We start from the raw sequence: 26,295 nt of genomic DNA, 5'->3' as shown, positions 1-26,295 counted from the left end.
GCCTTCTCCGCGATCTCCAGCCACACCATCGGCTGCGAGCCCCGGGTGACGTCCAGGATGCGCTCGGCGGCGGCCGGGGCCAACTCGGCGAGCACGGCGAGCACGGTCCGCGGCTGCATCGCGCCGAGACTACCGCCCGCGGTCACCTGCCAGCACGGGTGCCGGCAGACGTCCTGCTGGCCTCGCACGCCAGGCCCTGAGCGGTTCGTACCAAGAACGAGAGATCAAGACACGGCTTTCAGTAGACCCGGTGTCCATGGCAGGACCGTGGTCGTAAGGCGGCCCCAGCTCGACGGCCTTGCGAAAGTGCCGAGTGCCGGTAGGCCATCCAGCGCACCTACCCGAGAACGCTGGTCACCAGCTCGCGGAGAGGCTGCCGGCACCGAGCAGGTACGTCGTCGTGCGATCCGCGTACGCAGCGAGCCCCGCAGTCAACTCCCCGGCCGCAGTCCGGAGCTGCTCGGCGGCCTCTGGGCCGCGTACGGTCTCGAATATGAAGATGATGTTGCGGGACTTCTCGGTGACTTTCGTGCGGTCCGAGTCGCGGTGGTTCCAGTGGCGGCTCAGAACGGAGATGTCGTCCGCGTAGACCACCTCGCCGGGACGGGGTGTCTCGACGGTATCCGGCTCGCCCAGGGCGACGAACTCGTCGCCCTGGCGGGCGAATCGCACCATCACGTCACCGCCGAGGGCGTCCATGTCGAAGGCGCCCGCCGGGAGGGCATGCCGCACGGAGAGGCTGTTGTACAGGTCGACCGGGCCGTTGATCCTGGGCAGCCGGCCGGTACGTGTCAGCCTGCGGCACAGAGCGTCGACGCTCGGCCGGACGCGGCGCGGGTTGGTGCCGAACCGGCGGTAAGCCTCGTGCCATGTGCTGATCGCGGGATCGTTCTCGTCGGCCGGTACGAACGTTCCGGCCGCCGTCTCGGCTTCCAGCGCCGCCAGCGCTCTCTCGGCCTCGGGCCACACCTCGGCGCCGCGCACGTCACTGGCGACCACGAGGGCGATTCCGGCGCCCGGGAACTGGTCGTAGAGCGTCTGGTCCACAGAGACCGCGGGCATCAGTCGTCACTCCTTCGAGGCGAGGGAAGACGCGGACCGGAGATGCCGGTCCGCGGCCGCTGCAGGACGCTCGTACGATAGCGGATCCGTTCGCGGTACTCGGGGCTCGCGGCCAGAAGCTCGCGGTGCAGGGCGGCGAGCCGGTGGTGCGGCACGCCGGGCCAGAGATGGTGGATGGTGTGGTAGCCGTCGCCATGCGGGTGGATCGCTAGTCGTTGCAGTGACCCGAGGTTGCTGATGGTGGCGGCGAAGACGGAGTCCGTACCTCGATAGTTGTGCTCGCTGCTTTCCGCGACGAACCGTAGGAGCGGCAGCGCGATCAGGTACGAGAGCAGCCACGCACCGGTGGCCGACAGGGCCCACCGTGCGCCGCCCAGGACCAGGGCCGGGGTCACCACTGTCACGAGTGCCCAGCCGAACGGCAGCAGGGAAACCAGGGGCGCGGATCCAGTCGCCTCGATCCAGCCCCGTTGGTAGGGGATGAACCGGCGGAGAATGTGGCCGGTGTAGCGGAGCACGCCTGACCTGTCGAGGTCCTCCAGCGCGAGCTGCTCGTACCGCTGCCGGTCGGGGTCGTCTCGGGTCCCGAAACGCCCGTGGTGCAGGAGGTGACCCTCCCGATAGGCCCCAATGCTCGCGCCGGTGGGAGTCGCGGCGAGAACGGCCGACAACACGTCGTTGAGCGTGCGGTGGTGCCTGCTCCAGTTGTAGTGGGAGGCTTCGTGCACGAGATTCTCGAGGGCCCGCAGCTGGCGGGCCGCGATCAGGGCGGCGACGAGCAGGACTGCCGCGGCGATCGCCCAGCCCCGCTCTCGTGCTGCGGGCGAGGTAGCGGCCAGGAGGATCAGCGGCACGCTCAGCTGGTCCGCGAGCGCCGTGGCCGCCGTACGAAAGACCTTGGTGGTGTGTGCGTCCGCGATCACTGCCCGCAGCTCGGGGGGATTGCGGAATCCTCTCTTGTAGAGATCCGGGTGCCTTGGCGGCGAATCTGCGCCGGGCTGGACCATGGTGAAGCTTCTCCCCGTGTCATCTTTCGTCTGAAAGCGGACGTCATGCGTCCGCGAGAGTCTCCGGTTGCGGCTCGGCGACCTGCCGGCGGGCGACCCGGGTGCCGGCGAGCGCGCCGCAGACCATCACCAGGCCTCCCATTGCCAGCGCTGGGGCGTGTCCATAGCTCTGCACCGCCCAGCCACCGGCGGCTGTGCCGAGGGCACCGCCGGCCATGAGGGCACTGGCCACCCAGGACTGTGTCTCGGCCTGCTCCCCGGGTCCGGCCGCGTCGCCCGCGGCTCCATAGACGGCCACGAAACTCGGTCCCAGACAGAGCCCGACCGGGACACACGCCAGGTACGCCGACCAGTCCGCGAGCGTGAGCAGCCCGGCCATGAGCAGCACCGCACCTGCGATCATCGCGATGATGACGGCGGGCCGGGCGAGCCGCCGAGACACGGCGGACGGCAGGCCCCCAACCGCCAGGCCGCCGATCATGCTGGCCACGGCGATGAGGCTGAGCACCGCACCGCCGGTGAGCGTGACCTCGCCGTCCGAGCCGAACGAGGCCAGCACCGTCTCCATGACGCTGACACCGAAGAAGAACAGGGCTGCTACGAGGAACACCCATCGCGCCCGCGCCCGGCGCAGCGGGCCGGCCCAGTGGGGACGGGTTGGCGGCCGCTCCAACGCGATGCCGCGGGCGTTCCGGAGGATGAGCGGCACCGCGAGGATCATGAGAACGGCGCACGTCACGATGCCCACGACGGGAGCGATTGCCTGGCCGAGGCCGATCGCCAGGACGGGACCGACCATGAACCCGATGTCGGTCAGGACGGCGTCGAGCGCCAGAGCGGTCGGCAGCACCGCGGGGGTCGACCGGGCCCGCCAGGTCACTCTCGTGACCGTGCCGATCGGCGGTACCACCACCGACGCGCACAAGGCCGTCAGTAGCAGCGTCCAGAGCGGGAACCCTCGGTACAAGCCCACGATCAGCAAGCTCAGGAAGCCGAGGTGCAGTACCAGCAACGGCCACAGCACCCGGGCGTAGGGAAAGCGGTCGAGCAACCTGCCCCGCACCGGCGACGTCACGGCTCCCCACGCCGAGCCGGACGCCACCAGGGCCGCCGCCGCATAGTCGAGGTGGTGCGAGAGCACCATCAGCAGGCTCAGGCTGTACATGCCGGGTTGGAACTTGCCGGCCAGGGCCGGCAGGATCGACATGCGCATCCCCGGTACGCGAAGGAGGTCCCGGTAACGACGCACGGCAGCTGAGATCACTTTCCCGCTTTCCCCTGTCCTCGGTGTCCCCCGGACTCCCGCCGGCGTGGGAAGGTACGGGCCGCTACATGGCGACCAAGGCGAACAGTTCTGCCCGCGCGGCGTCCGACTTCTCGAACTCGCCGCGGAAGACCGACGACGACATCAGCGAAGGCGTGCGGACGCCCCGCATCGTCATGCACAGATGTTCGCCTCGGCCGATGACCGCGACGTCGGCCGATCCGGTCAGCTCGGTGATCTCGTCGGCGATGTTGACCACGAGTCGCTCCTGCACCTGCAGCTTGTGGGCGTGGCGGTGCGCTATCCGGGCGAACTTCGACAACCCGAGCAGGCTGCTCTGCGGCCGGTACGCGATCGCCAGCGTGCAGTTGAACGGCAGCAGGTGATGCTCGCACAGAGACCACACGGTGATCCCCGACACCAGGACCGTCTGTCCCGCCGTCGCACTGGTGAAGACCGTGTCCACCGTGCCCGGGTCGTACTCGACGAACTCGCGCCACCATTTCGCGTACCGGCGCGGTGTGTCCTGCAGCCCCTCCCGGGTGGGGTCCTCCCCGATCTCGATCAGGATCTGCCGGGCCAGGTCCTCGATCCGCGAGACGTCGACCGACGGGCCGATCTTCTCCTCGACTACTTCCAGCGCTACCTCGAGCATCAGACTCCCCTGCGCTTTCCCCACGCCTGCACATGGATTCGGGTTGAGAGATTCCAGCGGCGTTCCACCGCGGCATCGGCGATGAGGGCGAGATGCCGGGACACCGCCTCTTGGTCCTGCCCCTCGGGCATGACCCACACCGGGCCGAGCTGGTACTGATCGACGATGGCGCCCACCTCGGCGACATCGCCGCGATCCCGGCAGACGAACTTGAACGCCACGCCGGCGGTCCCAGCCAGGGCGCGCAATGAGTCCGGCCGGATTGCCGCGGCCGGGGTCACGCCGCTGTGCCGCAGCTTCGGCGACACGTTGAAGCGGACTCCGGTCTCGACCAGTGACGCCCGGGGCGCGATGGTGCCGTTCGTCTCGATCTCGACGGCCACGCCGTGCCCGGCGAGCGCACCGCACAGCCGGGTCAGAGTCTCCTGCTGCTGCAGGGGCTCTCCGCCCGAGACGACGACGAGCCCGACGCCCATGGCTAGTAGGCGCGTCACCACGTCGTCGACGTCCATGGCGTGCAACTCGGTCTTCGGGTCGTATGCCGTGCCGTCGTTGCTCTTGCCGGTCCAGTCCCAGGTGTACGCGGTGTCGCACCAGGCGCAGGTCAAGTTGCAGCCGCCCAGTCGGACGAATGCGCACGACCTGCCCATCGACGGCCCCTCGCCCTGCACCGTGGGGCCGAAGATCTCGTTGACGACCATCTTCCGCGCGGTGGAGGTGTCAGCCGGCACGGTATGTCGCCCAGGTCTTGGGGGTTTCCGACACCCGCACCGCGCTCAGCTCCGGGTACCGGATGACCCACTCATCGAAGATCCACTTCGCGAGGTTCTCCGCGGCTGGGTTGATGCCCTTGACCACGTCGTTCAGGTGCTGGTGGTCGACCGTGTCGTCGATCCAGCGCTTGAAGTCGGCCAGCTCGCCGTAGTCGCGGACGAAGCCCGGCGCGGTCAGCTCGGTCTCCCCGCAAGCCAGCTCCAGGACGATGACGTAGTTGTGGCCGTGCAGCCGGGCACACTGGTGGTCCTCGGGCAAGCCGTCGAGCCGGTGGCTCGCGGAGAAGGCGAATTCCTTGGTGATGGAGTACATCGGGTCAGTCCTTCAGATAGGGGGTGGGATCGTCGATTCCGGCCTCGGCGAAGGCGCTCCGGCGGTCGTGGCAGGCCGCACATGTTCCGCATTGGACTGCGCCGCCCTTGAAACAGGTCCAGGTATCGCGCCAGTCGACGCCCAGCTTCTCGCCGAGCTTCAGCACCTCGGCCTTGCGTAGGGTCGAGAAGGGTGCGACGACGGTGGGTGGCGGGTCGGCCAGCCCTTTGACCGCCTCGGCCTCCATCGCGTTGAAAGCTGCGAGGTAGGCGGCCGACGTATCGGGAACCGTGTCGGGATCCTCCGCGAGGAAACCGAGGTGGATCTCGCTGGCACCCCGCACGATAGCGTGCGCGTAAGCGACTGTCATGAATACCGGGTTACGATTGGGAATGACATTTACGCTGCCCGTGGTGGTGTAATGCTCGTCCGGCACGGCCACCTCAGAATCGGTCAGGGAATAGCCGCGCATCAGCGCGGAGTAGCCACTGAGGTCGGCCACGACAAGCTCGACCCCGAGCTTTTCCGTCGCTCGCCGGGCGTAGTCGAGCTCGTTGCGGTGCCGCTGGCCGTAGTCGATCCCTAGCGCGCTCACCTCGCGTTTCTCTGCCACAAGCATGTGGGTCAGAACCATGGAGTCGATGCCTCCGGAGAGGACGACCAGAGCCTTGGGTGTTGTCACAGCTGCGTTTTCACCATTTCCAAAGAGAGGGGATGGCCGGTCACCGATATGCTCTCGCGAGCCTTGGCTGCGGCAGCCCGGCACACTTCCGGAGTCTGCCCTAGAGTGATCAGATAGCCGTAGCGACACATGTTCGAGTTGCCTTCAGGCGGTAGCCGCAGAATGTCGCCGGACTTCTTGGTGATGACCAGGGAATGCACTTCTTCCGGCAGGTCCCTGTGATCGACCTCGACGGACTCCAGGACCAGATCCCGGTCCGGATAGAGCAGTTCCACGTGGGCCACCCGCGCCGCTCGCGGGGTCAGATCGGGCATTTCGCCGACCGCGATGCCTGCCGCCACCCTGGGCAGTGAGACCCCGGTAGCGAGCCCGCCCAGGTACGGGATCATGCCACCGCCCAGGCGCGGGTTCACCTCGATGAGGCGCAACCCCGCTGCCGTGAGCCGCAGCTCGATGTGGGTCATGAGGTTGTCCAGCCCCAGCGCGTCGTGGATGCGCTGCAGCAGGTCCCGCAGCTCGGTCGACTCGAGGAGCGGGTCGGTGGCACTCACGGTGTGGGCGAGCTCTTCGAAGTACGGAGGCGGGCTCGACCGCTTACGAGCGACGATCAGCGGCGTCACTACGCCGTCCCGGCAGGCGCTGTCGACGCTGATCTCGTCACCGACGAGCAACTCCTCGACAAGGACACGGTCGCTCTCGGGGTTCGCCACGCCGAAGAACTCGGCGCCGGCGACCGCCTCGAACCGCCGGGTCACGTCCTCGGCGGCGTCGACCCGAAGGACACCGCAGCTGCCGGCCAGCCGGCGCGGTTTGAGAACCGCGGGGTAGCCGATGTCGTCGAGCAGGCGCAGCGCATCCGCGGCGGTCGACGCCCCGCCGAACCCGGGTTGCGGCAGGCCTGCGGCGGCTAGTCGCTCGCGGACGTCGAGCTTGTCCCGGCTGAGATCGATCGCCGCCGGGTCGGTGCCGGGCAGGCCCAGCCGCGCCGCGACGGTGCAGCTGAGACCGACGAGGGTCTCGACCCAGGAAAGGATGCCGTCGGGCCGGGCGCCTGACGGCAGCCGGCCGACGAACTCGGCGAGGGCGCCGGCATCGCCGAAGTCTTTGACCGCCCAGCCGGCGACGTACTCGCGCTCCCACACTGGCGGGCGGGCCGCGAGCAGCCAGACGTCGTACTCGCTCGCCAGGTCCTCGAGCGAGTAGCGCCGAAAGTAGGCGTCACCGCTGCCCACGAGGACAAGCTGAGGACGGCTCCGGGCCGCCCGCTCCACTGTCCAGGTCGTTGTCACTGCATCAGTCCGATCGATTCGAGTGTCTGAGGGGCGGACTCGGCCAGCACCGCGCCGACGATCTTCAGAGCCGCCTGGGCGTCGGCCGGACCGACGTCGAGGTGGGTAACGAAGCGGACGATGTCGTCCGACACGACGTACACCTGCAGACCGTGCCGGAGCGCCTGCTCGGCGAACTCCGCCGCGCGCATGTCGGGGCCGGTCGCGACGTTGACGATGTTGGTCTCGGGTCGGTCCACAGTGAGCCGGAGGCCGAGCTCTCGCAGGCCCTCTGCGAGGTAGGCGGCGAGGGCGTGGTCCTCGGCGAGCCGCTCGACGTTGTTCCGCAGCGCGTAGAGCGCCGCCGCGGCCATGTACCCGGACTGGCGCAGGTCGCCGCCGAAGAGCTTGCGGTAGTACCGCGCCTTGCGCATCTCCTCGCGGCCGCCGGCGAGCACGCTTCCGAACGGCGCACCGAGCCCCTTGGAGAAGCAGATCGACAACGTGTCCACGGAGGCCGTGAACCTCCTGACGTCGACCCGGTGGGCGACGCAGGCGTTGAATAGCCGGGCGCCGTCGAGGTGCACTCGCAGCCCTTTGGCCTTCGCGTGCTCAGCCGTCGCGGCGATCCGCGCTGGGCTCAACGCCCGGCCCGCGTGATGGTTGATCGTATTCTCGAGCCCGACCAGGACGGGCCGCGCGGTCCAGGACAGCCGTCGCTTCTTGTCGAGCGCCTCGTCGATGCCCTCGGCGGTGACGATGCCGTCCGCGGTCTCCAGCATGTTCAGCGTCACCTGACCGAGCTGGGCGCACGATCCGCTCTCGAACGTGTTCAGATGCGAGGACTGGTCGACGATCACTTCGTCGCCGCGACCGGCGTGGATCTGCAGCGCGCACTGGTTGCTAAGCGTCCCGGAGGTCATGAAGACGGCGTCCTCCGTGCCGAGCATGTCCGCGCAGCTGCGCTCCAGCTCGTTGGTGGTGACGTCCTCGCCATACCCGCAGTCGCCGACCTCGGCCGCGACCATGGCCGCGAGCATCGCCTCGGTCGGCCGGGTGACCGTGTCGCTGCGAAAGTCAAGCACCGGCGGCACCCGTCGCCGTCCGGTCGATGTCAAGGTGCACGAGCGCCCGCAGATCGGCCAGGCGGCTGCGCACCTCCGCCGGCGTACGCCCGTGGACCCACGCGCCGAGCGGGATGGTCCGTGTGCTGTCGGTCGTCGGTACCGCATCTCCAGGCGCGTAGGCGACCAGGACCCGTTCGACGCCGGGCGCGGACTGAAAGTCCATCAGCCCCTTGATCTCCCGCAGGATGCCGGGGGGCCCGTCGTTGCGGATGGCGATGGCGCCGAATGCCGCGTCGAACGCGACGTCGGTGCCGAACTTGGCTGGCCGGCGGCCCAGGCGGCAGTCGATGTCGGCCGCGAACGGGTTGAAGTCACTGTGTGCCATCCACATCTCGGTGAAGGGCCCGCCACCCAGCCGGGCGGCGGTCTCGATGAGGTAGACGCCGTCGGTCGCGACCTTGACCTCGGTGTGGCTGGGACCCAGCCGGATCCCGTAGACGTCGAGGACCCGCTCCGCGAACTCCGCCACGGCCGCCCAGTCCAGGTCGGAGCGGCTCATCTGCACGTTGTCCCAGTAGGGGAAGTCGTAGTCGCCGTCATCCGGCTGCGAGTAGTGCCACATGTCCACGATGTGGTGCACGCCCTCGAAGCTGATCGCGTTGACAGCGATCTCGCGCCCCCTGACGTACTGCTCCACGAGCCACTGCCGTACGGGCTCGAGGTAGTGGTCGGTCCGCTGCAACGCGCCGAGTCCCGCCAGAGCGGCCTCGTCGGGAATGAGCATCGCACCGTGCGAGCCTCCACCCGCCGTGTGCTTGACGATGGCCGGGAAGCCGACCTCGCGAGCGGCCGCGGGAATATCGGTAGCGTCGCCGACCAGCCGCCACCGCGGTATGCGCAGGCCCGCCCGCTCCGCGAGCGCGCGCATGGCGTCCTTGTGGTTGCGGGCCTTCGAGAGCTCAGAGCCGTTGCCGGGCAGCCCGAGCGCCTCGGCCACTTCGTCTGCCAGGCTCACCGACGAGTCCTCGCCGGGCACGACGGCCACTGTCCGATCCCGGTACGGCGCCAGCTCGCGCACGATCGACGAGACGTCACGGGCGTGAACTGTCACGTCGTCGCCGTCCGCGTACCCCGGCCATCGCTCGTCGAGCAGTTCCCGGCTGAATGCATACACCGACAGGAGTTGAAAGCCCTTGTCGTGCACCTCCTTCTTGTACTTCGCACCCGTCTTGACCGGGTTGATCACGACGATGTAGGACATGCCGCCTCCGTGGCGCCGTGGTCCGCTCGCACGGACGAAATTAATGACGAGGGAAAGTGATGACGCCGGCGGCCGCGCGCGCTCGGACGAGCGCCTCGTCGGCATGGGCACCCACGGCGATGACGAAACCGGACCGCCCCTGCGAACTGCGCGGCTCATGGATCTCGCCGCCGGGCCGTACCGTGACAACGACCTCGGTGACACCCGGCATCCGGGCGGCCTCGGCCTCGCCCTCCACCGCGGCGACGCACCCCGGCTCGGGGGTCAGGAACCAGATTGCCGCGGCCCGATGCTCGGATGCCGCTGGATCGACCGGATGCCCAGCCAGCCAGCGGAACAGCAGCCGCTGCATGTCGGTGCCGGTGGCGAGCCGGACCAGCTCCACAATCGCGTCGCCGCCCTGCCGGACATGGGTCTCGACGACCCGCACTCCGGCGTCGGTAACGATCACTTCTGTGTGCGCCAGGCCCTCGCGGAAGCCAATGGCGGACAGCACGCGACCGGCCGCCGCGCCGATCCGTCCGGCGAGGTGCGCGTCGATCCGGGCCGGGACCAGGTGACCGACCTCTACGAAGTGGGCCGACTTGAACTTCTCCGTGACAGCCAGCACGGTGTGCGCACCGTCCGCCGAGAAGGTCTCGATGCTGTACTCAGGACCGCTGAGGAACTCCTCATAGATCCATTCCGGCTCACCGGCCTCTGGGCTGTCCGGCAGGACGGGCAGGTCCTGTGGCTGGGAAATCAGGTGGATCCGGTTGCTTCCGGTGCCGTCGACCGGCTTGAGAATGCCGGGCAGCCCGACGTCGGCGATCGCCCGTCGCGCGTCGGATGCCGTACGCACCCCGGCCCACGACACCGCGAGGTCCGAGCCGGCCAGCGCCGTCCGCATGCGGGCCTTGTCGTGACTCGCGCGATAGGCGGATGCCGGGTTGGCGGGCGACGGCAGGGTCTCGCTCACGTCTCCCGCCAGGGTCACGTGCGAATCGACCACGGGCACGGCGGCGTCGAGCCCGAGGCCCGCGTGCGCCCCATCGAGTAGAGCGCGGGCGGCGTCCACATCGTCGACTCCAATGACGGTGTCGGCCAGCTCTAGGTGACGGGCCGAGATGGCCTGCCTGGGTCCCAGGTAGACAACCCTCAGTCCCGCTTCGCGGGCGGCGACGAGAGGTTCGATCCGCCGCCCTCCCAGGATTAGGACGGTACGCAGCTGCACAGAGCGAGTGTTCAACCCGTTCCTTCCATGGCGAAGCGACAGTGCGTTTCGCGGGCTGACAACGCCCACGACAACGCCCACGACAATGGCCGCAGCCCGGTGACGAGACGCAGGCGGTGTGCGGTGTGTGGTGTGTGGTGTGAAGAATGCCGTGACGACGGCCGAATGCGCTGCTGCTACGGCAGTCGCAGCGAAAGGATCCGCCCGGTCGGCATATGACTAGCCGCACCGGCGAGATGTGAGCTATACGTGCTCAGGAAAATAACCTTGCTCGACAATCGAGTCACCCCCATGACCTGGAACAACCAGCGATGAGGATCATGACACGGCCCGGCAACAACCCGCAACGCCGCGAATGTCGTTGATGGACATTGCCGCAGGTCAGCGACCTTCATATCAAATTCCGCTACGCTGCGTCATAGATCACATAGCAGTGAACGGGGGTACGCCGAGCGACCGGCAAGCCATCTAGGACAACCGCCCTGAGCTGCTGATATGTGTTCCCAACGAGACGTAACAAGCTGGCTGCAAGGGCCGACGGCGAGCCTCGGTGCCCCCACGCCACCCCACCGGGCGTGATAGAAAAGCTGCTCTCAGCGCGTGAACCGCCTCCTGGCGGCACCGATGGGTGAACATACTCCGGTTCGCCCATCGTTCACCGAGGCGACCATTTCCGGGGCAGCGAGACGGATTCCGGAGAAGCGGGACGCCGCGCAATGTCCAACAGTTGGCTAGCCGCATCGCATCATTTCCATCCCCATGTAGGCGACCACCCGCCACCGTGGAGAATCTCACATGGGTGCGTAAGCGGCGACCGGAAATCTGCTTCCAGCGTTTCCACGAAGACCTTCAGAGAGCCGAGAAGACGTGACGAATCCGCAGTTCTATTCCAAGGTCGCCGACAGATTCGGCGCGTATTCCACCGGTACCCGCCGGACCACCGACTATCCACAAGGAAATCCCGAGGACTTCTTCAACGCCGCGATGGAAGAACTCGGCGGCCAAGAGCGCACCCTGCTCGACGTCGGCTGCGCGGACGGCCGAAACCTGCTGCGCGTCGCCTCCCACTACGCCGCGGTGACAGGGATCGACCTGTCCGCAGAGATGCTGGCCTCGGCGCGGACCCGGCAGCGGGAGGCGGAGGTGGAGCATGTCACCTTCGACCTGAGGGACGCTGGCGCGACGGGGTACCCGGACGAGTCGTTCGACGTCCTGACGTCGAGACGGGGGCCGCTCGCCCAGGCCGAGTTCGCCCGGCTGCTGCGCCCGGGCGGCACGCTGCTCTACATGGGCATCGGCGAACAGGACGCGCGCGAGCTGAAGGAGTCGTTCGGCAGAGGGCAGCTCTTTGGACGCTGGACGGGCGAGCCGCTCATGCGTGAGGCCTCGGCTCAGCTGCGCGAGGCGGGACTGCATGTCGAGGAGGAACGCACGTTCGCGTACGAGCAGTTCTTCTACTGCCCCGAGGATCTCCAGCGCTTTCTTCAGGTCGTGCCGATCTTCGAGGATTTCGATCCAGAGGCCGACCGGTACCGCTTCTCGCACTACCTCGACCGGGCCACGAGCGGCCGAGGAGTCCGGCTGTCCCGGCACTGGTTCGTGGTGCGGGCTGGCAAACCGTCACGGGCCGCGTGACGCCGGTGACGCCGGACTCGGAAAGACCCGCTGAACACCGCATGACGACGTCATCGCAGGCCACACAGCGCCCGGTGAAGCGGGGGAGCAGGCCGAGCGTTGCCGGCCGGCCAAAGGTCCGCGGCGTCCGAAGCGTCGACGGTCGGTCGGCCTCGATCGCCGCGCCGGGCGTGACTCGGCCGCCTGCGTGCGGGCTTCACAGGGAATCCGCCCGAGTGAATTCCTGCCGAGCGGCTTCCGCTTGGCCATTGAGGTGGAAATTCGTAGGTGGCCCTATGGCACTTTGGCAATAGGTGTGTGTCGATCCCGACACGCACCTATTGCCAACAACCGAGGTCAAGGGTCGATTCGAGTTCTTGCGTCCGTGGTCGAGTTGAACCCCAACGGCGGACTTGTTGAGTGCCCATCTCGGCCATGTCTATCCAGGACGCGCTGGTCGGCGACGGGGTGGTGCGACCATGGCGTTGCCGCTACACCGGCCGTGTATTGATCTGCCGAGAACGGTGCACCTGAGGCGATGAGGTGCTGCGGTCCACCGTGCGCCCAGACCTTCTATGGGATGGGGTGGAGGCTGGTGTCCGGCTCGCAGGCTGCGCTTCGGTCGTGCTGTGGACTATGCGGGTGTCGAGGGCGCGCCGCAGGTAGGGCAACGGCGCCGGCCCGTACCGCGCGAACGGCGGCCCGGCGACCAACGGCCCCGTGCCACAAGGGCGAGCGACACCAGCATCGGTCCAATCGTGACCACCAGCACCGACGCGACGACCATGGATGACCACTCCGGAATCACGGCCCGGCCTGGGCCGGAGTCGGAGTCGAGCACCGCGCCAAGCGGGTTCACCGCGAGCATCCCGATCGGCGTGAGCAGAATCAGCATCGCCCAGGCGCCGCGAAAGTCGCGCCGGGCGGCCAGAGCGAGCGCGATCAGCAGCGTGCCGATCAGCAGCGCGACCGCAGCGGCGGGCAAGGCCGTCACGGCGAGATCGAAGTAGCCGGTCATGAAATCTAGGCTGGGCGCGGTACCGATGGTGATCGGGAGGACCGCCGCCGCAGCGGCGATCGGCATGAGCCGGACCCACCATTGGCGCTGGCCCGCCGCACCGAGCGCGACGACACCGAGCACGATCTGGGGCAGCAGCACCGACAGCGGCGGGCGGGGCAATCCGGTCAGCGCCGCGGCCGGCACGATGCCGACAGTCACCAGTACGGCCAGGCCAACCGCCCAGCGCAACCATCGGCTGCTCGCCGCGACGTGTACCACGGCGACGAGCAGCCAGGCCACCCACGCCGCGACAGCGACCGAGAGAAACGGCCCGACCCGCGAAGACCAGGGCGGTATGGGGGCAAGCACCTCAACACCGGCCCACCAGGTCGCGAACGCGGTCGCCGTCATCAACGCGAGCAAGCCGGCGAGGCGGAGACCGGGACCGAGTCCCTGCGTGATCCTCAGATGCTGCCGCAGTCCACCGACCGCAAGGTCCGCGACGTCGCTGACTGAGGGTCTCCTGCGTCCGGGCGCCGCCAGGGACAGGTAGGTATCCACCAGTTCCGAACCGCGCTCCCGCCGATAGTCGACCGGATAGAACAGCACCGTCCACCGCGCATAGCGGCGTTCCAGCCCGGTCACGGCAGAGCTGCCTCCATCCTGTTCTCCAGTGCGGTCATGCCAGCTCTCCACCGGGATCATGCGAGTCCACCACTCAGGCGAGGCGGCGGCATGGTGGCGCGCAGCCGGGCGGTCGCCGCCTCGACGTTGCGGCGCATGCGTTCGGTCTCGACGGCCAGCACCTCACCACCCGGCTCGGTGAGTCGGTAGTAGCGGCGCAACCGGCCGTCGACGATCTCCTCCCGTTCGGCGGCCACCAGGCCGGCGTCGACCAGCCGGTCGAGTGCGCCGTACAGCGTGCCGGGTCGCAGCGAGACACGGCCGCCGGAAAGCCGGGCCACCTCAGCGATCAAGCCATACCCATGCATCGGCTCACCGGCCAGGGCGGTGAGAATCAGGAACGTGGGTTCGCGCAGAGGAGTCTCCACACACGGCAATATAACGGCTGCGAAGGTATACCGAAAGATCGCCATCACAGCGGGCCGCGGGAGCACTCACGCGTGCCGGAGAAACGCTCCGGGACGGCAGCCGCCCGATCGGTGTGCTGGATCATCGACTTAGCATCCAGTCCCGCCGAACATGCCTTTCGACAGCGTGGCGTCTTCACCGCTGAGGTGCAGGCGCAGGCCATCGGGCTGGACGTCGACCGCCCCGTACGCGAGCCCAGCCGGCAGCGGCGGCAGCGGGTATGTGGTGTCACCGGCCTTGACCTGGGCCAACACGGTCCTGGCGGGGAAGAGGACGCCGAACATCCGGATCTGCTGGGGCGACAGGTCGAGGGTGCTGCCGGTGATGGCGGGCTTGGCGTAGAGGACGATCGGCGCCGGGCGGGAGTTGCCGCGGGTGGTGGCGGTCATCATGCCGCTCCTGGCGCCGTACCTGGTGGCGCGCCCTTCCTCGTCGGTGGCCGGCAGCTCGGAGTACGGCTTGACGGTCATCCCACCCAGCGACACCTTGAGCCCGTCCGCGTCCACGGACACCCCGCGGTACCGCACCCCGCTCGGGAGTGCGGGCAGCGCCCGGCTCAGGCTGTCCTGCTTTATCAGAGAGAGCACGGTACCGCCGATCAGGCCGTGGGGCGGGTGGTCGCCGCCGAGCACGCGCACCTTCCGGGGTACGAGTCTCAGGGTGTTCCCTTCGACGGTTGGCGCGGTGAAGATCGTCAGCGGGACCGCGCCGAGCAGCGGGATGTCCGTGGCCGTGGAGATGGCCAACTGGCCGCGCCTGGCCGAGTAGGTGACGTCCTGCCCGTCCACCTTGGCCGGCAGCTTGGCGAAGGCCGTTGTGGCGACGCCGCCCAGCGCCAGGTGCAGTCCGTCGGAGCGGGGCGTGACCGACTTGTAGTTCACCCCGTCCGGCAGTGCCGGCAGCTTCTGTGAGCGCACTCCGCCGGTCACGCTCGCCACCTTGTCGGCCGAAATGGTCTTCCCGAAAACCTGCAACTGCTGCGGGGTGGCGTTGAGAGTCTCGCCGGTCACGTTGAGCCTGAAGAACAGGGTGGACCTGACGTTCCCGACCGCCTTCGCCGGCGGGGTGACCTGGACCGTCAGCAGTCCGTTCGAAGCCCGGCCGAACGTGGGCTTCGAACCGTCCGGCGGCGCCGGCATGTTCGCGAAGGGTGTCGTGATGGTGGCTTCGATGCCACCCACGTGCATCGTGTCCGGGGCGGGCTGGCTGACGTCGCGCATCGTGGCGACGACGGAGGCGTGTGGCACGTCGCCGACTGTGGTGTCCGGCAGGACCAGGTCGACCTCGGTCAGCCGCTGGCGCAGCGCCTGCCGCACGAGGTGGCTGCCCTTGATCGTGATCTGCGGTACCGGACCGCTGTCGATGGGGCAGCTCACCTGGTTTGCCACCCGGTCGGCTAGCAGTCTGGCGAGCGGCCCGTCCAGGTAGGGGGCGGGCAGCAACAGGACCACCCCAGGCGGCAACAGCAGCACCGCAAGAGCGGGCCATCGCCACCGGTGCAGGACCGACATAGACCGATTCAGCCTTATTAGGTGCATACAATATGATGTGGACCTAGGTTTCCTAGAGTTCGACACTTCCGATGAATTCATCAGAAACGCGGCTTGAAGGCGCGGTACGTGTCGAGCTTCCCGGGGGCCAGGGTCGTGCCGGGCCGCTGGCGGTGCGGAAGCCGCCGACGCCCTGCCCTACGGCGCACCCGCCGGCGCCGAAGGAACCGCGATGTGGAACCTCACCGTCGACCCCAGCCCGGCCGCCGACCCGGACGGCGTCGGCAGCCCACCCGGCGCGGCCGGGTCTGTCAATGCAGGATGAAACTTCGCTCCTCACCCCTGAAGGACGTCGCCTGCTCGCGCTGAGACGCGATCGGACGCACGCGTTCCGGTGGCCTTCACGGCCACCGGGATGCCGTTCAGAACGCTGTTGCCCGACAGCGCATCGGTCGCGAACTCGTCGGTCAACACGTTGCTGTTCACCCCTGGCCGGGTCGCCGCGACCGAGAGCCGGGTGCCCGGCAGGTCGTGGCCCCAGCCGTGCGGCAGGCTCACCACGCCCGGCATCACAGCGTCGGTGACCTCCACCCGGGCCGAGAGCGAACCCGCCCGGGACGTCACCGAGGCGTCGTCGCCGTCGGTGAGGGCGAGCCGCTCCGCGTCCACCGGGTGGACCTGCAGGGTGCAACGGTCCCGGCCCTTGATCAGGGCCGGGACGTTGTGCATCCAGCTGTTGTTGGAACGCAGATGCCGGCGGCCCACCAGGACGAGCTCGTCGCGCTGCCGGTCGAGGGCGGCGCGCAGGCGGTCCACGTCGGACACGATCGGCGGGGCGCAGAGCTCGACGGTCCCGCTCGGTGTCCGCAGGACCGACGGGATGCGGGGCTGTAGCGGCCCGAGATCGACACCGTGTGGGTTCGCCAGGAGCTCGTCCAGGGACAGACCCCCGGGGCGCGCTCCGAAGGCATCCCCATAGGCACCGGTACGCAGCGCGACGTCGAGCAGCCGCTCGGCCGGCTGTTCGCCGCTCACCAGGGCCCGCAGGTCGGCGGCGGGGCGGCCGGTGGCGGCGGAGACCCGCTGCAGAGCCTCGTCCAGCATCCGGTCGTGCAGCACGGCCGGGTCGGCGCCTGCGCCCTGGCCGGTGACGACGAGGGTGAGCCTCGCGAGGATGTCGCACTCGTCCATGCCGGCCGGGTCCGGCGGCAACACCGGCGGGGAGTACGCCGCGAAGTTGCGCACCGCGAGCGCCAGGAACGAGAAGTCGTAGTGGCCCTTGCGGGTCGGGTCGGTGGGCGGCAGGACGACGTCCGCGTGCCGGGTGGTCTCGTTGAGGTACGGGTCGACGCTGACCATGAAATCGAGCCCGCCCAGGGCCCGGTCCAGCCGGCCGCTGTTCGGCGTCGACAGCACCGGGTTGCCGGCCACGGTGATGAACGCGCGGACCTGTCCCTCGCCGGGCGTCTCGATCTCGTCGGCGAGGGTGGCCACCGGCAGCTCGCCCTTGACCTCGGGCAGGCCCCGGACGCGGCTGTGCCACCGCCCCACCCGGAAGCCCTTGCCGCCCGGACGGGTCTGCGGGCGCAGGTGCGCGGCCATCGGGAACATGACGCCGCCCGGCCGGTCGAGGTTGCCGGTCAGCACGTTGACGACGTCGACGAGCCAGCTGGTCAGAGTGCCGAACTCGACGGTGCAGGTGCCGATCCGTCCGTACACCGCGGCCGTCGGGGCTGCCGCGAGCTCGCGCGCGAGCCCGCGGATCCTTTCCACCGGTACGCCGCACGCGCCGCTCACCGTCTCCGGGGAGAACGCGCGGGCCAGCTCACGGATCTCGTCGACGCCCGTCACGTGGCCGGCGAGCGGGCCGAGGTCGACCAGGTCCTCCTCGAACAGCGTGTGGACGATCCCGAACAACAGGTACGCGTCGGTGCCGGGCCGGATGAACAGGTGCTCGTCGGCGTGTTCGGCGGTCCGGGTGCGGCGCGGGTCGACCACCACGAACCGGCCGCCGCGGGCCTGAACGGCCTTGAGCCGGCCGGGAAAGTCCGCCGCGGTGGCGAGGCTGCCGTTGGATTCCCAGGGGTTCGCGCCCAGTATCAGGAGGAAGTCCGTACGGTCGACGTCCGGCACCGGAATGGCCAGCGGGCTGCCGTAGAGGTAGCCGCACGACACGTGCTTCGGCATCTGGTCGACGGTGCTGGCCGAGAAGATGTTGCGGGTGCCCACCGCCCGGAGCAGCGGCGCCAGGTAGAGGCCGCCCGCCATGGTGTGGACGTTGGGGTTGCCCAGGTACAGGGCGACCGCGTCAGGGCCGTGGCGCTCGAGGATCGGCCGCAAGCCCGCCTCGATCTCCGCATACGCCTCGTCCCAGCCGACCTCTTCGTGACGGTCGCCGCGCCGGACCAGCGGGCGGCGCAACCGGTCGGGATCGGCGGTGAGCTGCCCGAAGGCGGCGCCCTTCGGACAGACGAAACCGTGGCTGAAAACGTGGTCCCGATCCCCGCGTGCCGCGACGACCCGGTCGCCGGTCACCGTGAGCTGCAGCCCGCAGGCCGCCTCGCACAGGGGGCATGTCCGATACGCCGTACGCGTCGCCTCAACAGCCACGGAGTCACCAGCCTTCCGGCCGCAACGCCGCGACCCTCGGTTGTTACCCGCCAGTATTGCCCGCGTCGCGGGCCGCGTCGAGAGGCCGCCCGGGGCGGAATCCGCGAAGTGGGCGGATCGCAGGCCGTGGTGTACGAGTACGGGATCAGGTGCGCACATCCGCCGCGGGGAACGCGCGTTCGCGGCAGCGGTGGCGTCCAGTGCGGGATCATGACGGTGGGGCGACACCACGGGGGAGTCGCCAATGCTGAAGGACTGCTGGTGCCGTGATGAAGGTGCTGCTCGACGAGCCAAGGGTGTTCGTGACGTATGGCTCGGCGACGGTGGTCAGCGGCGACGACACAGACGGGAACGGTTACGAACACGACGAGGCGTGGGCTGATGAGAGCAACGGCCTGTGCGGCGCCGGCGTCCGTGGCGTCCTGGTCCTGACGACCGGTACGCATACAGGGTGGATTCCGTTCCGCGTCGAGCTGCACGAGGCGGAGCCGGAGGTCGACGACAGCTGGGACGAGATCGTGGAGGCGTCGTTCGGCAAGCAGGCGGCGTACTGGCATCGGGCCCGGCGGACGCTGACCGAGCCGGAACAGCAGGATGACCGGCAGGCCGAGGCCGAGGAGCTTGCGCGCAGTGCTCGGGAGCGGTGGGGAGAGCGGGTCCCGAACGAGCGGTTGCGGGCGACCCTGCACCAGGGCCTCGCCCTGGACGCGATCTCCCGGCTGGACCCGGATCTGGAGTTCGCCCTGGCGGACGCGGACGACGCGACCCATCGGCAGGTGGCGGCGTGGGCGGCGCTGCGGTCGCTGGAGCGGGCCGGCCTGATCGGGTTGCCGCAGATCGCACCGGCGGTCGCGGCGCTGCGCCGAGGCCAGCGGGCGCCGGCACCCTTCGACGATTCCGCTCACGTGTGGGCCGTGCTGAGACAGGCGAACCCGCCACACACCAGCGTGCCGGTGCCGCCGGACGGGGAGTACGAAGAGTCGCCGCAGAACTGGGCGATGACCACCCTGTTCCACACGGCGGAGGAGGACTCCCTCGCCGCGGTGTTGGAGGTGCTGGTCTGCATGGCATTCGTCTACGGCCGTGACGGCTACCGTCACGCGTTCGCCGCGGTCCGGGAACAGTTCCCCCAACTGGCCTGAACCGCCCCCACTCCATCCTGACCGTCTACATGGCCTCGGGAACACATGCTGGACCTGGACCTGGACCGGTTCGGGTCTGCGGTTCGGGACGAAACTGTCTGTGCTGCAGGCCCGGCCTTGCGGCGGGCGCCGATGTGGCCCGGCGCCCGTCGCAAGGCCCGGCTGTCAACCGATGCCGCGGCAGTGGGCCGAAATCAACGGCCGGTCGGATACGGTGCCGCGGCAGCTCTGGCGGCGGCCAGATATGCCGGAAGGTTGAGCTGCCAGAAGCCGTTGATGCAGGAGTACGTCGGGAAGAAGCCCCCGCAGCTGCCGCTGCCCGGACCCACCTCGATGGTGTAACCCGGCACACCCAGTTGCCCGTAGATCCAGTCGTCGGTAGCACCCGGGGCGAAGTAGTTCAGACCACCGTCGCCGTGGACCACGTCGTAGTGGTTCGCCCGGGCCATCGCCTCGGCGATCGCTTTCAGGTCGTTGTTGTTCGGCGCCAGCTTGTTGGTCCAGCCGTACGGGTAGATGTTCAGTTGCGAGTAGCTGTGCACGGTGATGAAGGCACCGGTGGTCGACGTGCTGGCCGCGCTGAAGTCGGCTGCCGGCTTGGTGTCCCGGTAGATCTTGGCGAGGAAGTTCTGGATTCCCTGGGTCTCCGGTTCGCTTGCCGCGCCCGTGCCGGGGTACGTCTCGGTGCACTTCGTGCCCTGATTGACGTCCCAGTGGTAGCTGGAGTTGCGGTTCAGGTCGACGCCGCGGCCCGTGCCGGTGCAGCCGTTGTCGTGGGCGTTCTTGCGCTGGGCGACCGGCCGGGTGGAGTTCGAGGCGACGATGTCGACGCCGTCGGGGTTGGCGATCGGGATGACCCAAAGCTCGGTGCTGTTCATCAGCGCGGTGACGCCAGTGTCGGTGCCGTAGTTGTTGACCAGGTGGTCGATCCACCGGTACGACAACTCGCCGGTGGCCAGTTCTCGTGCGTGCATCTGCGACATGAGGGTGAACTTCGGCTTGCGGCCGGTGTTGGTCAGCTCGCAGTCACCCTGCTGGATCTTGGTGATGCACAGGGCCTGGATGTCGTGCCCGCCACGGCCTTGGGTTTTCAACCAGGACTGGCCGATGGTGAAGAGCTTGGCCAGGTCGGGGCGCGCGGTGGACACCTGCCTGTTGTGCGCCTCGTGTCCGGCGGTGGTGTGGTAGCCCCCGTAGTAGGTGTTCGGGTCGGCCTGCAAGGAGTGGGCGACCGGCTGGTACAGCGGGCCGGTGTACTGCACGCTCAGGCCGCGGTGCTGCAATCGGGCCACGGCGGCTGCGTCCGCCAGAACCGGCACTCCGTGGTCCAGCGGACCTTCGAGAACGTCGAAGCCGGTGCGCTCCAGCGTGTTGGCCAGCACCGCGGGCTGCCGGTCGGCGGAGGTCACGAGGTAATAGCCCGGATCGGCGGTGGCGCCGGGCCCGGCCGGTGCGCCCGGGGCGGCGCTGGCCGGTCCGGTAAGCGACGGGGGCAGCAGAAGCGCGGCCGCGGCAGCGCCGATGGCCACTATCCGCGACAGCCGGGGTGGAACTGTACGGGACTTGCTCATCGATACCTCGCGATCGAAAAGGGCGCACGATGGACCCATTAGATCAGCGCATCTCGATGACAGTTACTACCGATGACGCCATCTCAACTGTGCTATGAGCCGAGTGCACACCTGGTGCCCGCCAGCCGGGCCAGGCCGTCAACAGCGGGTGTTCACCGACAACGACCTGGCCAGCCTTGACAGGTCTGACCGTCTCAAGACCCGAAGCAAATATGGCGAGAGCCACCGCATATCCAAGCGCGATCCCGAGTGCTCAACGTCCAGGGCGCAATGAGCAGGCGGATATGGCCGACGCGCCAGCAACTGTCGGCAAGGGACCGACGGCGACGAGCCGCTGCCCGGTGGTCGTGCGGATCAGTTCGCTGCCGGATTCACCACGTTACTGCTCAGAAGGTGGCTCAGAGCCGTGTTCACCGGAATACCTATTCTTCGCGGAGACGACCAAGAGATGCCCGTCACTTTCAAGATACCTGGCGACCGTCCTGGCATTGGCGGCAGCGGTGACGTCCACGGGCGCCGGGAAGCCTTGGCGAGGTCCGTCTGTCAGGCTGCGCGTGCCCGTCGTCCGCGCAGCAGCGAGCCCAGCGCCGGCATCAGGGGGCGCTCGACGAATCGGTGCACCAGCCAGGAGACGCCGAGCAGTAGCACGACCGCGCCGAGGATCAGCGGCGCGGCGGGCCACCCGGTGTGCGCGTGGACGTTGCGGATGATGCTGTAGCCGATGCGCTGGTGCAGCAGATAGAACGGGTACGTCAGCGCACCGGCCGTGGTCAGCCATCGCCAGGTGAGCCGGTCGGTGGCCCCCAGCGCGATGGCGATCAGAACGACGTACGCGATGGTGATGATCACCGGAGCCGGCCAGGTGGGCACGGGGAAGCCGGGATGTACATCCAGCACGCGGACGTGCACGCTTTGCAGGCTGAGCAGCCAGCATGCGACGACGAGCGCGCACAGCCACGCCGTGGGCCGGTGCCGGTGCATCAGATACATGGTCACGCCGGCGATGAAGTACGGAGCCCATTGCGGCATGACGATGTCCGTCAGCAGGCTCTGGGAGTGGGCGGGCACGACCACGGCCGCGACCAGCCACGCCGTGCAGAAGGTCGCGGTCCGTCGATAGGTCAGCCCGGTCCAGGTCAGGCAGGCGAAGAACAGGTAGAAGCGGAGCTCGACCCAGAGCGTCCAGTACACCGTGTCGACCATGGGCACGTTCAGGAGATCGGGCAGCATGGTGAGGTTGACCGCGACGTCCGTGACGCTCGGCTGTCCGGACACCGGCACACCGAGCGTGACCGGTAGCACCGTCACCACGGCCGCGGTCAGCAGCACGCAGGCCCAGAACGCGGGATACAGCCGCCCGGCGCGGGAGGCCAGAAAGTCCCGTGGGCTCCGTCCCCAACCGCTCATGCAGATGACGAACCCGCTGATCAGGAAGAACACCTCGACGCCCAGGAAACCGTAGATCAGCACGTGTCCGGCGTGCGGGACGAAGTGGGCCGGCGGATGAATTCCGTCCAATCGCCAGGACACCCCGTAGTGGTAGCCGGCGACGGCGAGGGCGCAGATCAGTCGCAGACCGTCCAGGGCCGGCAGGCGCGGGCGGCGCTGTAGGGCCGGGACGACCGGTGCTCCGGCGCCGGGCGAACCGCCGCGGGGACCCGGGAGGTTCGGCCGTACCGTCCGTGTCGGGGGGTTGCTCTTCGTCTGTTGGTCCTCGCCCGGTGTGGTCACGCAGCGGCTCCGTTCGCTCGGTGTTCGCTTGATCGCGTACCGGGCGGGGTAGCCGGGTCATCTCCCTCGGTTACAGACAGGCGCGCGTCGTCACCCCGTTCGGCGCTCACCTACGCCGGTCACCACGATCGTGTTCGACTCGTACATGTGCGGCGGGCGCCGAACAGCTACACCGCGACCAGAACGAGTCCAGCCGATGCGGCCGGTCGGGAGCGAGGAGACGGCGGTGGCCTCGTCACGCAGCGTCAAGATGTAAGGATCACCGCCGTGCTGGACATGAGGGGGTGTGAACCGATCGAATGCCCCTATGATGGCCGGACAACCGCCGGGAGTTACGCCCGGTGACGAAGCCGTCTTCCGAGTCCTGTTCGAGGCCGCGTACGACGATCTGCTCTGCTTCGTCGAACGCCGCACGCACCCCGTCGCCGCAGAGGACGTGGTCTCCGAGGTGTTCCTGACGGCCTGGCGCCGCCTCGACGATGTTCCGGTCGACCTCGACAATGCCCGCGCCTGGTTGTTCACCGCGGCACATCATGTCCTGCGCAACCGTCGGCGCAGCGATCAGCGGCAGCAGGCCCTCACCCTGCGCATCCTGCGCCAGCCGGGCACCCCGGAAGTCGACGTCGAAGCCGACGACGTCGCCGCCCGGGTCGACCTGGCTCGGGCCTGGGAACAGCTCAGCATCGACGACCAACACGTCCTGACCCTCACCGTCTTCGAAGGGCTGACCGGCCCGCAGGCCGCCAAGGTGCTCGGGGTCTCCAATGCCGCCTTCAGCCTGCGGCTGCTGCGCGCCCGCCGTCGCCTGCGTAAACGCCTGTCCGACGTGGCCTCTCCGGCCACGCGTCCCGCCACCCGCGCCGTTACGAACCCCGGAGCATCCTCGTGAACCACCACGACCTCGACTCGCAGCTGCGCGCCGCCGCGCGCCCCGTACCCCGTGGGCGGGTGCACCAGGCCCCCGCCCAGGACCTGCTGGAACGCATCGTCAACACCCCGCGGGCCGCCATGGGGGCCACTCCGATCGGTGTCGGTAACGGCCGGCGCGGCATCGTGCGGCACCCGGCCCGGTGGGTCACCGTCGGCGCCGCCGCGATCGCCGTCACCATCGCCGCGCTGGTCGTGCCCGGGCTCGGCGGCGATCGCGAGGCGTATGCGTCGTGGAGCGCCACCCCCGCCCAGCTGAGCGCCGACGACGCGCAGACCATCGGCCGGGAGTGTGTGCGCAAGCTCGAACCGGACTTCGGCTACACCCAGGCCGACCTGAGTAACGCCCGGAAGGTCATCGCCGAACGGCGCGGCGAGTACGGCTACCTCTCGATCGTCACCAAGCGGTGGAGCGCAGCCTGCTTCCGCGACAAGACCGGCGACGTGCAGTACAGCAGCGTGTTCGAGGGCCAGGTGACGGATGCCCAACTGGGCCGCGCCGGCATCGAGCTCCAGGGTTGGGGGCAGCTGAGGACCAGCGAGGGACACGTCCGAATCATGTCGGGCCATGTCGGCTCCGACATCGCTGCTGTCGACGTCTCCCTGACGAACGGCACGACCGTGCACGCCACTGTCGACGGCGGGTACTTCCTCGCCTGGTACCCGGAGGAAGCGGGCGCGGGAGCAGGAACCACGGTGACCCTGCACAAGAAGGACGGCAGCGCCAGCACGGGACTCTCCGCGACCGAGCTCTACGACGCACCCAAGCTGGACTGAGGCGGCCGGCCACACGGCTGCGCTTGGCGGGGGTCTGTTGCGTTCGTCGATCGGAGAGCCCGGGCAGGCTCGACCGGTGAGGCATGCTGATCCCGCATGGTGGTCTGACCGGCGCCGCAGACGCCAGCACCAAGCCCGCCTCAGCCACTACAAACGCCGCGGCTACCCACTCCCGCTGACTGCCGTTGCCGTACTGGCTCCGGGACCGGGCAGCAGGTCGATGTCCGTAGCGTGCATGGGCTGTTCGCATTCCGAGCACCGCAGTTCCACATGGCCGATCTCGCCGCAGGCGTGGTGGCGGTAAAGCACCGGTGGGCCGGCCTCGCCTGCCGTCCACCGGTCGCCCCACCGCACCATGACGAGGAGCAGATCGCACAGCTCCGTGCCCTTGTCGGTGAGTATGTACTCGTGACGGAGCGGCCGGGCGGAGTACTCACGCCGGGCCAGCACGCCCTGTGTGACCAGCCAGCTCAGCCGCTCGGCGAGCACCTTGCGGGACATGCCGAGGCTCCGCTGTAGCTGCTCGAAGCGGTTCGTGCCGGCGTAGACATCTCGCAGGATCAGCGGCGACCACGGCTCACCGATGACGTCGAGGGTACGGGCGATCGAGCACGCCATGGCGCCGAACTGCGTTCGCTGCATGACGCAACGATACGCAAGGTGGTTCCTTCAAGGAACGGACTCTGTTAACGTCACCTAATCCGTTCCCTTAAGGAACTGACGGAGCTGGTGCTCCTCAACACGCATGCCGGAAGAGCCGAAAGAGGCCGCATGAGCCATCCACCGATCGTGCCGACCGAGGACTGGCAAGCCGCGTTGAACACCTTGCACGTCCGCGAAAAGACACTCACCCGCCAGCTGGATGCGGTCGCTGCGGCGCGTCGCCGGCTGCCGATGACCCCGGTCGAGCAGGACTACGTGTTCGAGGGCTTGGACGGGCCGGCCAGCCTGGCCGACCTGTTCCAGGGCCGCCGTCAACTCATCCTGTACACCTTCATGTGGCACGGCGCCGACGACGTCTGCCCTGGGTGCTCGCTGTTCACCGACAATGTCGGACACCCGGCCCACCTCAACGCCCGCGACGTCACCCTTGCGTTGACGTCTCGTGGCCCATTTGTCGACCTTATGGCGCTGCGGCGACGAATGGGCTGGACCCTGCCCTGGTACTCGTCGCTGAACAACAGCTTCAACGCCGACATGGGAGCCGGTGACGGGTTCGCGCTGAACGTCTTCCTTCGCGCCGACGACCGCATCTTCCGTACCTACTCCACCACCGCCCGCGGCGTGGAACGGCTCGGCAGCAACTGGACCTTCCTCGACCTGACGCCATACGGCCGACAGGAGACCTGGGAGGACTCGCCTGACGGCTGGCCGCAGACCCAGCCCTACCAGTGGTGGCGGCTGCACGACGAGTACGACACGGCCGAGGATCCGCAAGAGCCGAAACCTGGCCCGCAACCCCCACAGTGCCATCACAGTGAGCAGTGAAGACCTCGACCTGGTGATCAACGGCGAAGCTCGCGGTCGGCGCGCCGGACACGATGTCGCCGGATGTCTCAACGAAGCGGGTGAAGCGCAGTAACACCGGCCAGGGCAGTGGCCCCTCAGAGGAAGCCACGTAGGCATGGTTCTCGTCCGCCGGCGTGAACCGCTCGCCGTCGGGCGTCGTATCCGGGATCACCACAGCGACCGCGCCGGACGTTCGGTACGGCACAGTCAGCTCGTAGGTCCACGCGTCCTCCGGCAGGAGGTACATCGAGTTGATCTGGTAGGTCG

Annotated in this window: 23 protein-coding genes and 1 pseudogene; 5 read left to right on the top strand and 19 right to left on the bottom strand. The window is 68.6% G+C overall.

Annotated features, from left to right (window positions below):
- Positions 1–354: 354 nt before the first annotated feature.
- The 11 genes from AB0B58_RS25650 to AB0B58_RS25600 all read right to left on the bottom strand — a co-directional run bounded on the left by AB0B58_RS25650 (position 355) and on the right by AB0B58_RS25600 (position 10,565).
- Complete coding sequence (locus AB0B58_RS25650; protein ID WP_360228392.1) at positions 355–1,062, bottom strand: phenylalanine--tRNA ligase beta subunit-related protein; 708 nt, start codon at positions 1,060–1,062, stop codon at positions 355–357.
- Positions 1,062–1,985 (bottom strand): fatty acid desaturase, encoded by a 924-nt coding sequence (locus AB0B58_RS25645; protein WP_360228388.1) that lies wholly within the window; start codon positions 1,983–1,985, stop codon positions 1,062–1,064. Before AB0B58_RS25645 ends, AB0B58_RS25650 begins: the two co-directional genes overlap by 1 nt.
- Positions 1,986–2,112: 127 nt before the next feature.
- A complete protein-coding gene (locus AB0B58_RS25640) occupies positions 2,113–3,276 on the bottom strand; it encodes an MFS transporter (protein WP_360228385.1) in 1,164 nt (387 codons plus the stop codon).
- Positions 3,277–3,397: 121 nt separating this feature from the next.
- On the bottom strand, positions 3,398–3,988 hold the full coding sequence (folE, locus tag AB0B58_RS25635) for a GTP cyclohydrolase I (protein WP_360228382.1): 591 nt from the start codon (positions 3,986–3,988) through the stop codon (positions 3,398–3,400).
- Positions 3,988–4,719 (bottom strand): radical SAM protein, encoded by a 732-nt coding sequence (locus AB0B58_RS25630; RefSeq protein WP_360228379.1) that lies wholly within the window; start codon positions 4,717–4,719, stop codon positions 3,988–3,990. The genes folE and AB0B58_RS25630 overlap by 1 nt, the downstream gene beginning before the upstream one ends.
- Entirely contained in the window at positions 4,709–5,074 is a 366-nt protein-coding gene (locus AB0B58_RS25625; RefSeq protein WP_360228376.1) for a 6-carboxytetrahydropterin synthase, read from the bottom strand. Before AB0B58_RS25625 ends, AB0B58_RS25630 begins: the two co-directional genes overlap by 11 nt.
- A 4-nt stretch (positions 5,075–5,078) precedes the next feature.
- The gene (locus tag AB0B58_RS25620) at positions 5,079–5,756 is read right to left on the bottom strand and encodes a 7-cyano-7-deazaguanine synthase (RefSeq protein WP_360228373.1); all 678 of its coding nucleotides are present in this window, start codon (positions 5,754–5,756) and stop codon (positions 5,079–5,081) included.
- Positions 5,753–6,988 carry an ATP-grasp domain-containing protein gene (locus AB0B58_RS25615; RefSeq protein ID WP_360228370.1) on the bottom strand — a complete coding sequence of 412 codons (1,236 nt, stop codon included), beginning with the start codon at positions 6,986–6,988 and terminating at the stop codon, positions 5,753–5,755. The genes AB0B58_RS25620 and AB0B58_RS25615 overlap by 4 nt, the downstream gene beginning before the upstream one ends.
- A 53-nt stretch (positions 6,989–7,041) precedes the next feature.
- Complete coding sequence (locus AB0B58_RS25610) at positions 7,042–8,109, bottom strand: GntG family PLP-dependent aldolase (RefSeq protein WP_360228367.1); 1,068 nt, start codon at positions 8,107–8,109, stop codon at positions 7,042–7,044.
- Positions 8,102–9,352, bottom strand: coding sequence for an ATP-grasp domain-containing protein (locus AB0B58_RS25605; protein ID WP_360228364.1), 1,251 nt, complete (start codon positions 9,350–9,352; stop codon positions 8,102–8,104). The genes AB0B58_RS25610 and AB0B58_RS25605 overlap by 8 nt, the downstream gene beginning before the upstream one ends.
- Positions 9,353–9,392: 40 nt before the next feature.
- Entirely contained in the window at positions 9,393–10,565 is a 1,173-nt protein-coding gene (locus tag AB0B58_RS25600; protein ID WP_360228361.1) for an ATP-grasp domain-containing protein, read from the bottom strand.
- A gap of 867 nt (positions 10,566–11,432) precedes the next feature.
- Between AB0B58_RS25600 and AB0B58_RS25595 the strand changes: the two genes are divergently transcribed.
- Positions 11,433–12,200 (top strand): class I SAM-dependent methyltransferase, encoded by a 768-nt coding sequence (locus tag AB0B58_RS25595; protein ID WP_360228358.1) that lies wholly within the window; start codon positions 11,433–11,435, stop codon positions 12,198–12,200.
- Positions 12,201–12,813: 613 nt separating this feature from the next.
- Here AB0B58_RS25595 and AB0B58_RS25590 read toward each other — a convergent pair.
- From AB0B58_RS25590 to AB0B58_RS25575, 4 genes are all read right to left on the bottom strand, one after another.
- Positions 12,814–13,824 (bottom strand): hypothetical protein, encoded by a 1,011-nt coding sequence (locus AB0B58_RS25590; RefSeq protein ID WP_360228355.1) that lies wholly within the window; start codon positions 13,822–13,824, stop codon positions 12,814–12,816.
- A 56-nt stretch (positions 13,825–13,880) separates the two neighbouring features.
- Complete coding sequence (locus AB0B58_RS25585; RefSeq protein WP_360228352.1) at positions 13,881–14,231, bottom strand: helix-turn-helix transcriptional regulator; 351 nt, start codon at positions 14,229–14,231, stop codon at positions 13,881–13,883.
- Positions 14,232–14,360: 129 nt separating this feature from the next.
- Positions 14,361–15,782: a DUF2993 domain-containing protein gene (locus tag AB0B58_RS25580; RefSeq protein WP_360228349.1), complete on the bottom strand. Its 1,422-nt coding sequence runs from the start codon at positions 15,780–15,782 to the stop codon at positions 14,361–14,363.
- Between the two features lie 315 nt (positions 15,783–16,097).
- Positions 16,098–18,371 carry a molybdopterin oxidoreductase family protein gene (locus tag AB0B58_RS25575; protein WP_360228346.1) on the bottom strand — a complete coding sequence of 758 codons (2,274 nt, stop codon included), beginning with the start codon at positions 18,369–18,371 and terminating at the stop codon, positions 16,098–16,100.
- A gap of 269 nt (positions 18,372–18,640) precedes the next feature.
- On the opposite strand from AB0B58_RS25575, the gene AB0B58_RS25570 reads away from it, so the two are divergent.
- The gene (locus AB0B58_RS25570; protein WP_360228343.1) at positions 18,641–19,513 is read left to right on the top strand and encodes a hypothetical protein; all 873 of its coding nucleotides are present in this window, start codon (positions 18,641–18,643) and stop codon (positions 19,511–19,513) included.
- A gap of 194 nt (positions 19,514–19,707) precedes the next feature.
- Here the strand turns inward: AB0B58_RS25570 and AB0B58_RS25565 are convergent, their stop codons facing one another.
- Positions 19,708–21,084 carry a M14 family zinc carboxypeptidase gene (locus AB0B58_RS25565; protein ID WP_360228340.1) on the bottom strand — a complete coding sequence of 459 codons (1,377 nt, stop codon included), beginning with the start codon at positions 21,082–21,084 and terminating at the stop codon, positions 19,708–19,710.
- 543 nt (positions 21,085–21,627) lie between these two features.
- Positions 21,628–22,815, bottom strand: a complete 1,188-nt coding sequence (locus tag AB0B58_RS25560) for an acyltransferase (protein ID WP_360228337.1) — start codon at positions 22,813–22,815, stop codon at positions 21,628–21,630.
- A gap of 307 nt (positions 22,816–23,122) precedes the next feature.
- On the opposite strand from AB0B58_RS25560, the gene AB0B58_RS25555 reads away from it, so the two are divergent.
- Both AB0B58_RS25555 and AB0B58_RS25550 read left to right on the top strand, forming a co-directional pair.
- Positions 23,123–23,704 carry an RNA polymerase sigma factor gene (locus tag AB0B58_RS25555; protein ID WP_360228334.1) on the top strand — a complete coding sequence of 194 codons (582 nt, stop codon included), beginning with the start codon at positions 23,123–23,125 and terminating at the stop codon, positions 23,702–23,704.
- Complete coding sequence (locus AB0B58_RS25550; protein WP_360228331.1) at positions 23,701–24,519, top strand: hypothetical protein; 819 nt, start codon at positions 23,701–23,703, stop codon at positions 24,517–24,519. Before AB0B58_RS25555 ends, AB0B58_RS25550 begins: the two co-directional genes overlap by 4 nt.
- A 162-nt stretch (positions 24,520–24,681) precedes the next feature.
- Here the strand turns inward: AB0B58_RS25550 and AB0B58_RS25545 are convergent, their stop codons facing one another.
- A complete protein-coding gene (locus tag AB0B58_RS25545) occupies positions 24,682–25,161 on the bottom strand; it encodes a helix-turn-helix domain-containing protein (protein ID WP_360228328.1) in 480 nt (159 codons plus the stop codon).
- A gap of 129 nt (positions 25,162–25,290) precedes the next feature.
- Here AB0B58_RS25545 and AB0B58_RS25540 point away from each other — a divergent pair, with 129 nt between their 5' ends.
- Positions 25,291–26,007 carry a DUF899 domain-containing protein gene (locus AB0B58_RS25540; protein WP_360228325.1) on the top strand — a complete coding sequence of 239 codons (717 nt, stop codon included), beginning with the start codon at positions 25,291–25,293 and terminating at the stop codon, positions 26,005–26,007.
- Positions 26,008–26,035: 28 nt separating this feature from the next.
- Here AB0B58_RS25540 and AB0B58_RS25535 read toward each other — a convergent pair.
- Positions 26,036–26,275, bottom strand: a pseudogene (locus tag AB0B58_RS25535) (hypothetical protein); the annotation flags it as partial.
- Between the last annotated feature and the right edge of the window lie 20 nt (positions 26,276–26,295).

This window comes from Actinoplanes sp. NPDC049118 (genome assembly GCF_040648555.1).
Taxonomy (GTDB): Bacteria; Actinomycetota; Actinomycetes; order Mycobacteriales; family Micromonosporaceae; genus Actinoplanes.
The sequence above is the reverse complement of the archived record's forward strand: the minus strand, read 5'-3'. Positions and strand labels throughout refer to the sequence as shown.

Excerpts from the sequence above, each read along its gene's own strand:
- AB0B58_RS25570 (WP_360228343.1), top strand. The coding sequence starts at position 18,641 with ATGAAGGTGCTGCTCGACGAGCCAAGGGTGTTCGTGACGTATGGCTCG.
- AB0B58_RS25545 (WP_360228328.1), bottom strand. The coding sequence starts at position 25,161 with ATGCAGCGAACGCAGTTCGGCGCCATGGCGTGCTCGATCGCCCGTACC.
- AB0B58_RS25605 (WP_360228364.1), bottom strand. The coding sequence starts at position 9,352 with ATGTCCTACATCGTCGTGATCAACCCGGTCAAGACGGGTGCGAAGTAC.
- AB0B58_RS25650 (WP_360228392.1), bottom strand. The coding sequence starts at position 1,062 with ATGCCCGCGGTCTCTGTGGACCAGACGCTCTACGACCAGTTCCCGGGC.
- AB0B58_RS25580 (WP_360228349.1), bottom strand. The coding sequence starts at position 15,782 with ATGTCGGTCCTGCACCGGTGGCGATGGCCCGCTCTTGCGGTGCTGCTG.
- AB0B58_RS25540 (WP_360228325.1), top strand. The coding sequence starts at position 25,291 with ATGAGCCATCCACCGATCGTGCCGACCGAGGACTGGCAAGCCGCGTTG.
- AB0B58_RS25555 (WP_360228334.1), top strand. The coding sequence starts at position 23,123 with ATGATGGCCGGACAACCGCCGGGAGTTACGCCCGGTGACGAAGCCGTC.
- AB0B58_RS25625 (WP_360228376.1), bottom strand. The coding sequence starts at position 5,074 with ATGTACTCCATCACCAAGGAATTCGCCTTCTCCGCGAGCCACCGGCTC.
- AB0B58_RS25565 (WP_360228340.1), bottom strand. The coding sequence starts at position 21,084 with ATGAGCAAGTCCCGTACAGTTCCACCCCGGCTGTCGCGGATAGTGGCC.
- folE (WP_360228382.1), bottom strand. The coding sequence starts at position 3,988 with ATGCTCGAGGTAGCGCTGGAAGTAGTCGAGGAGAAGATCGGCCCGTCG.
- AB0B58_RS25640 (WP_360228385.1), bottom strand. The coding sequence starts at position 3,276 with ATGTCGATCCTGCCGGCCCTGGCCGGCAAGTTCCAACCCGGCATGTAC.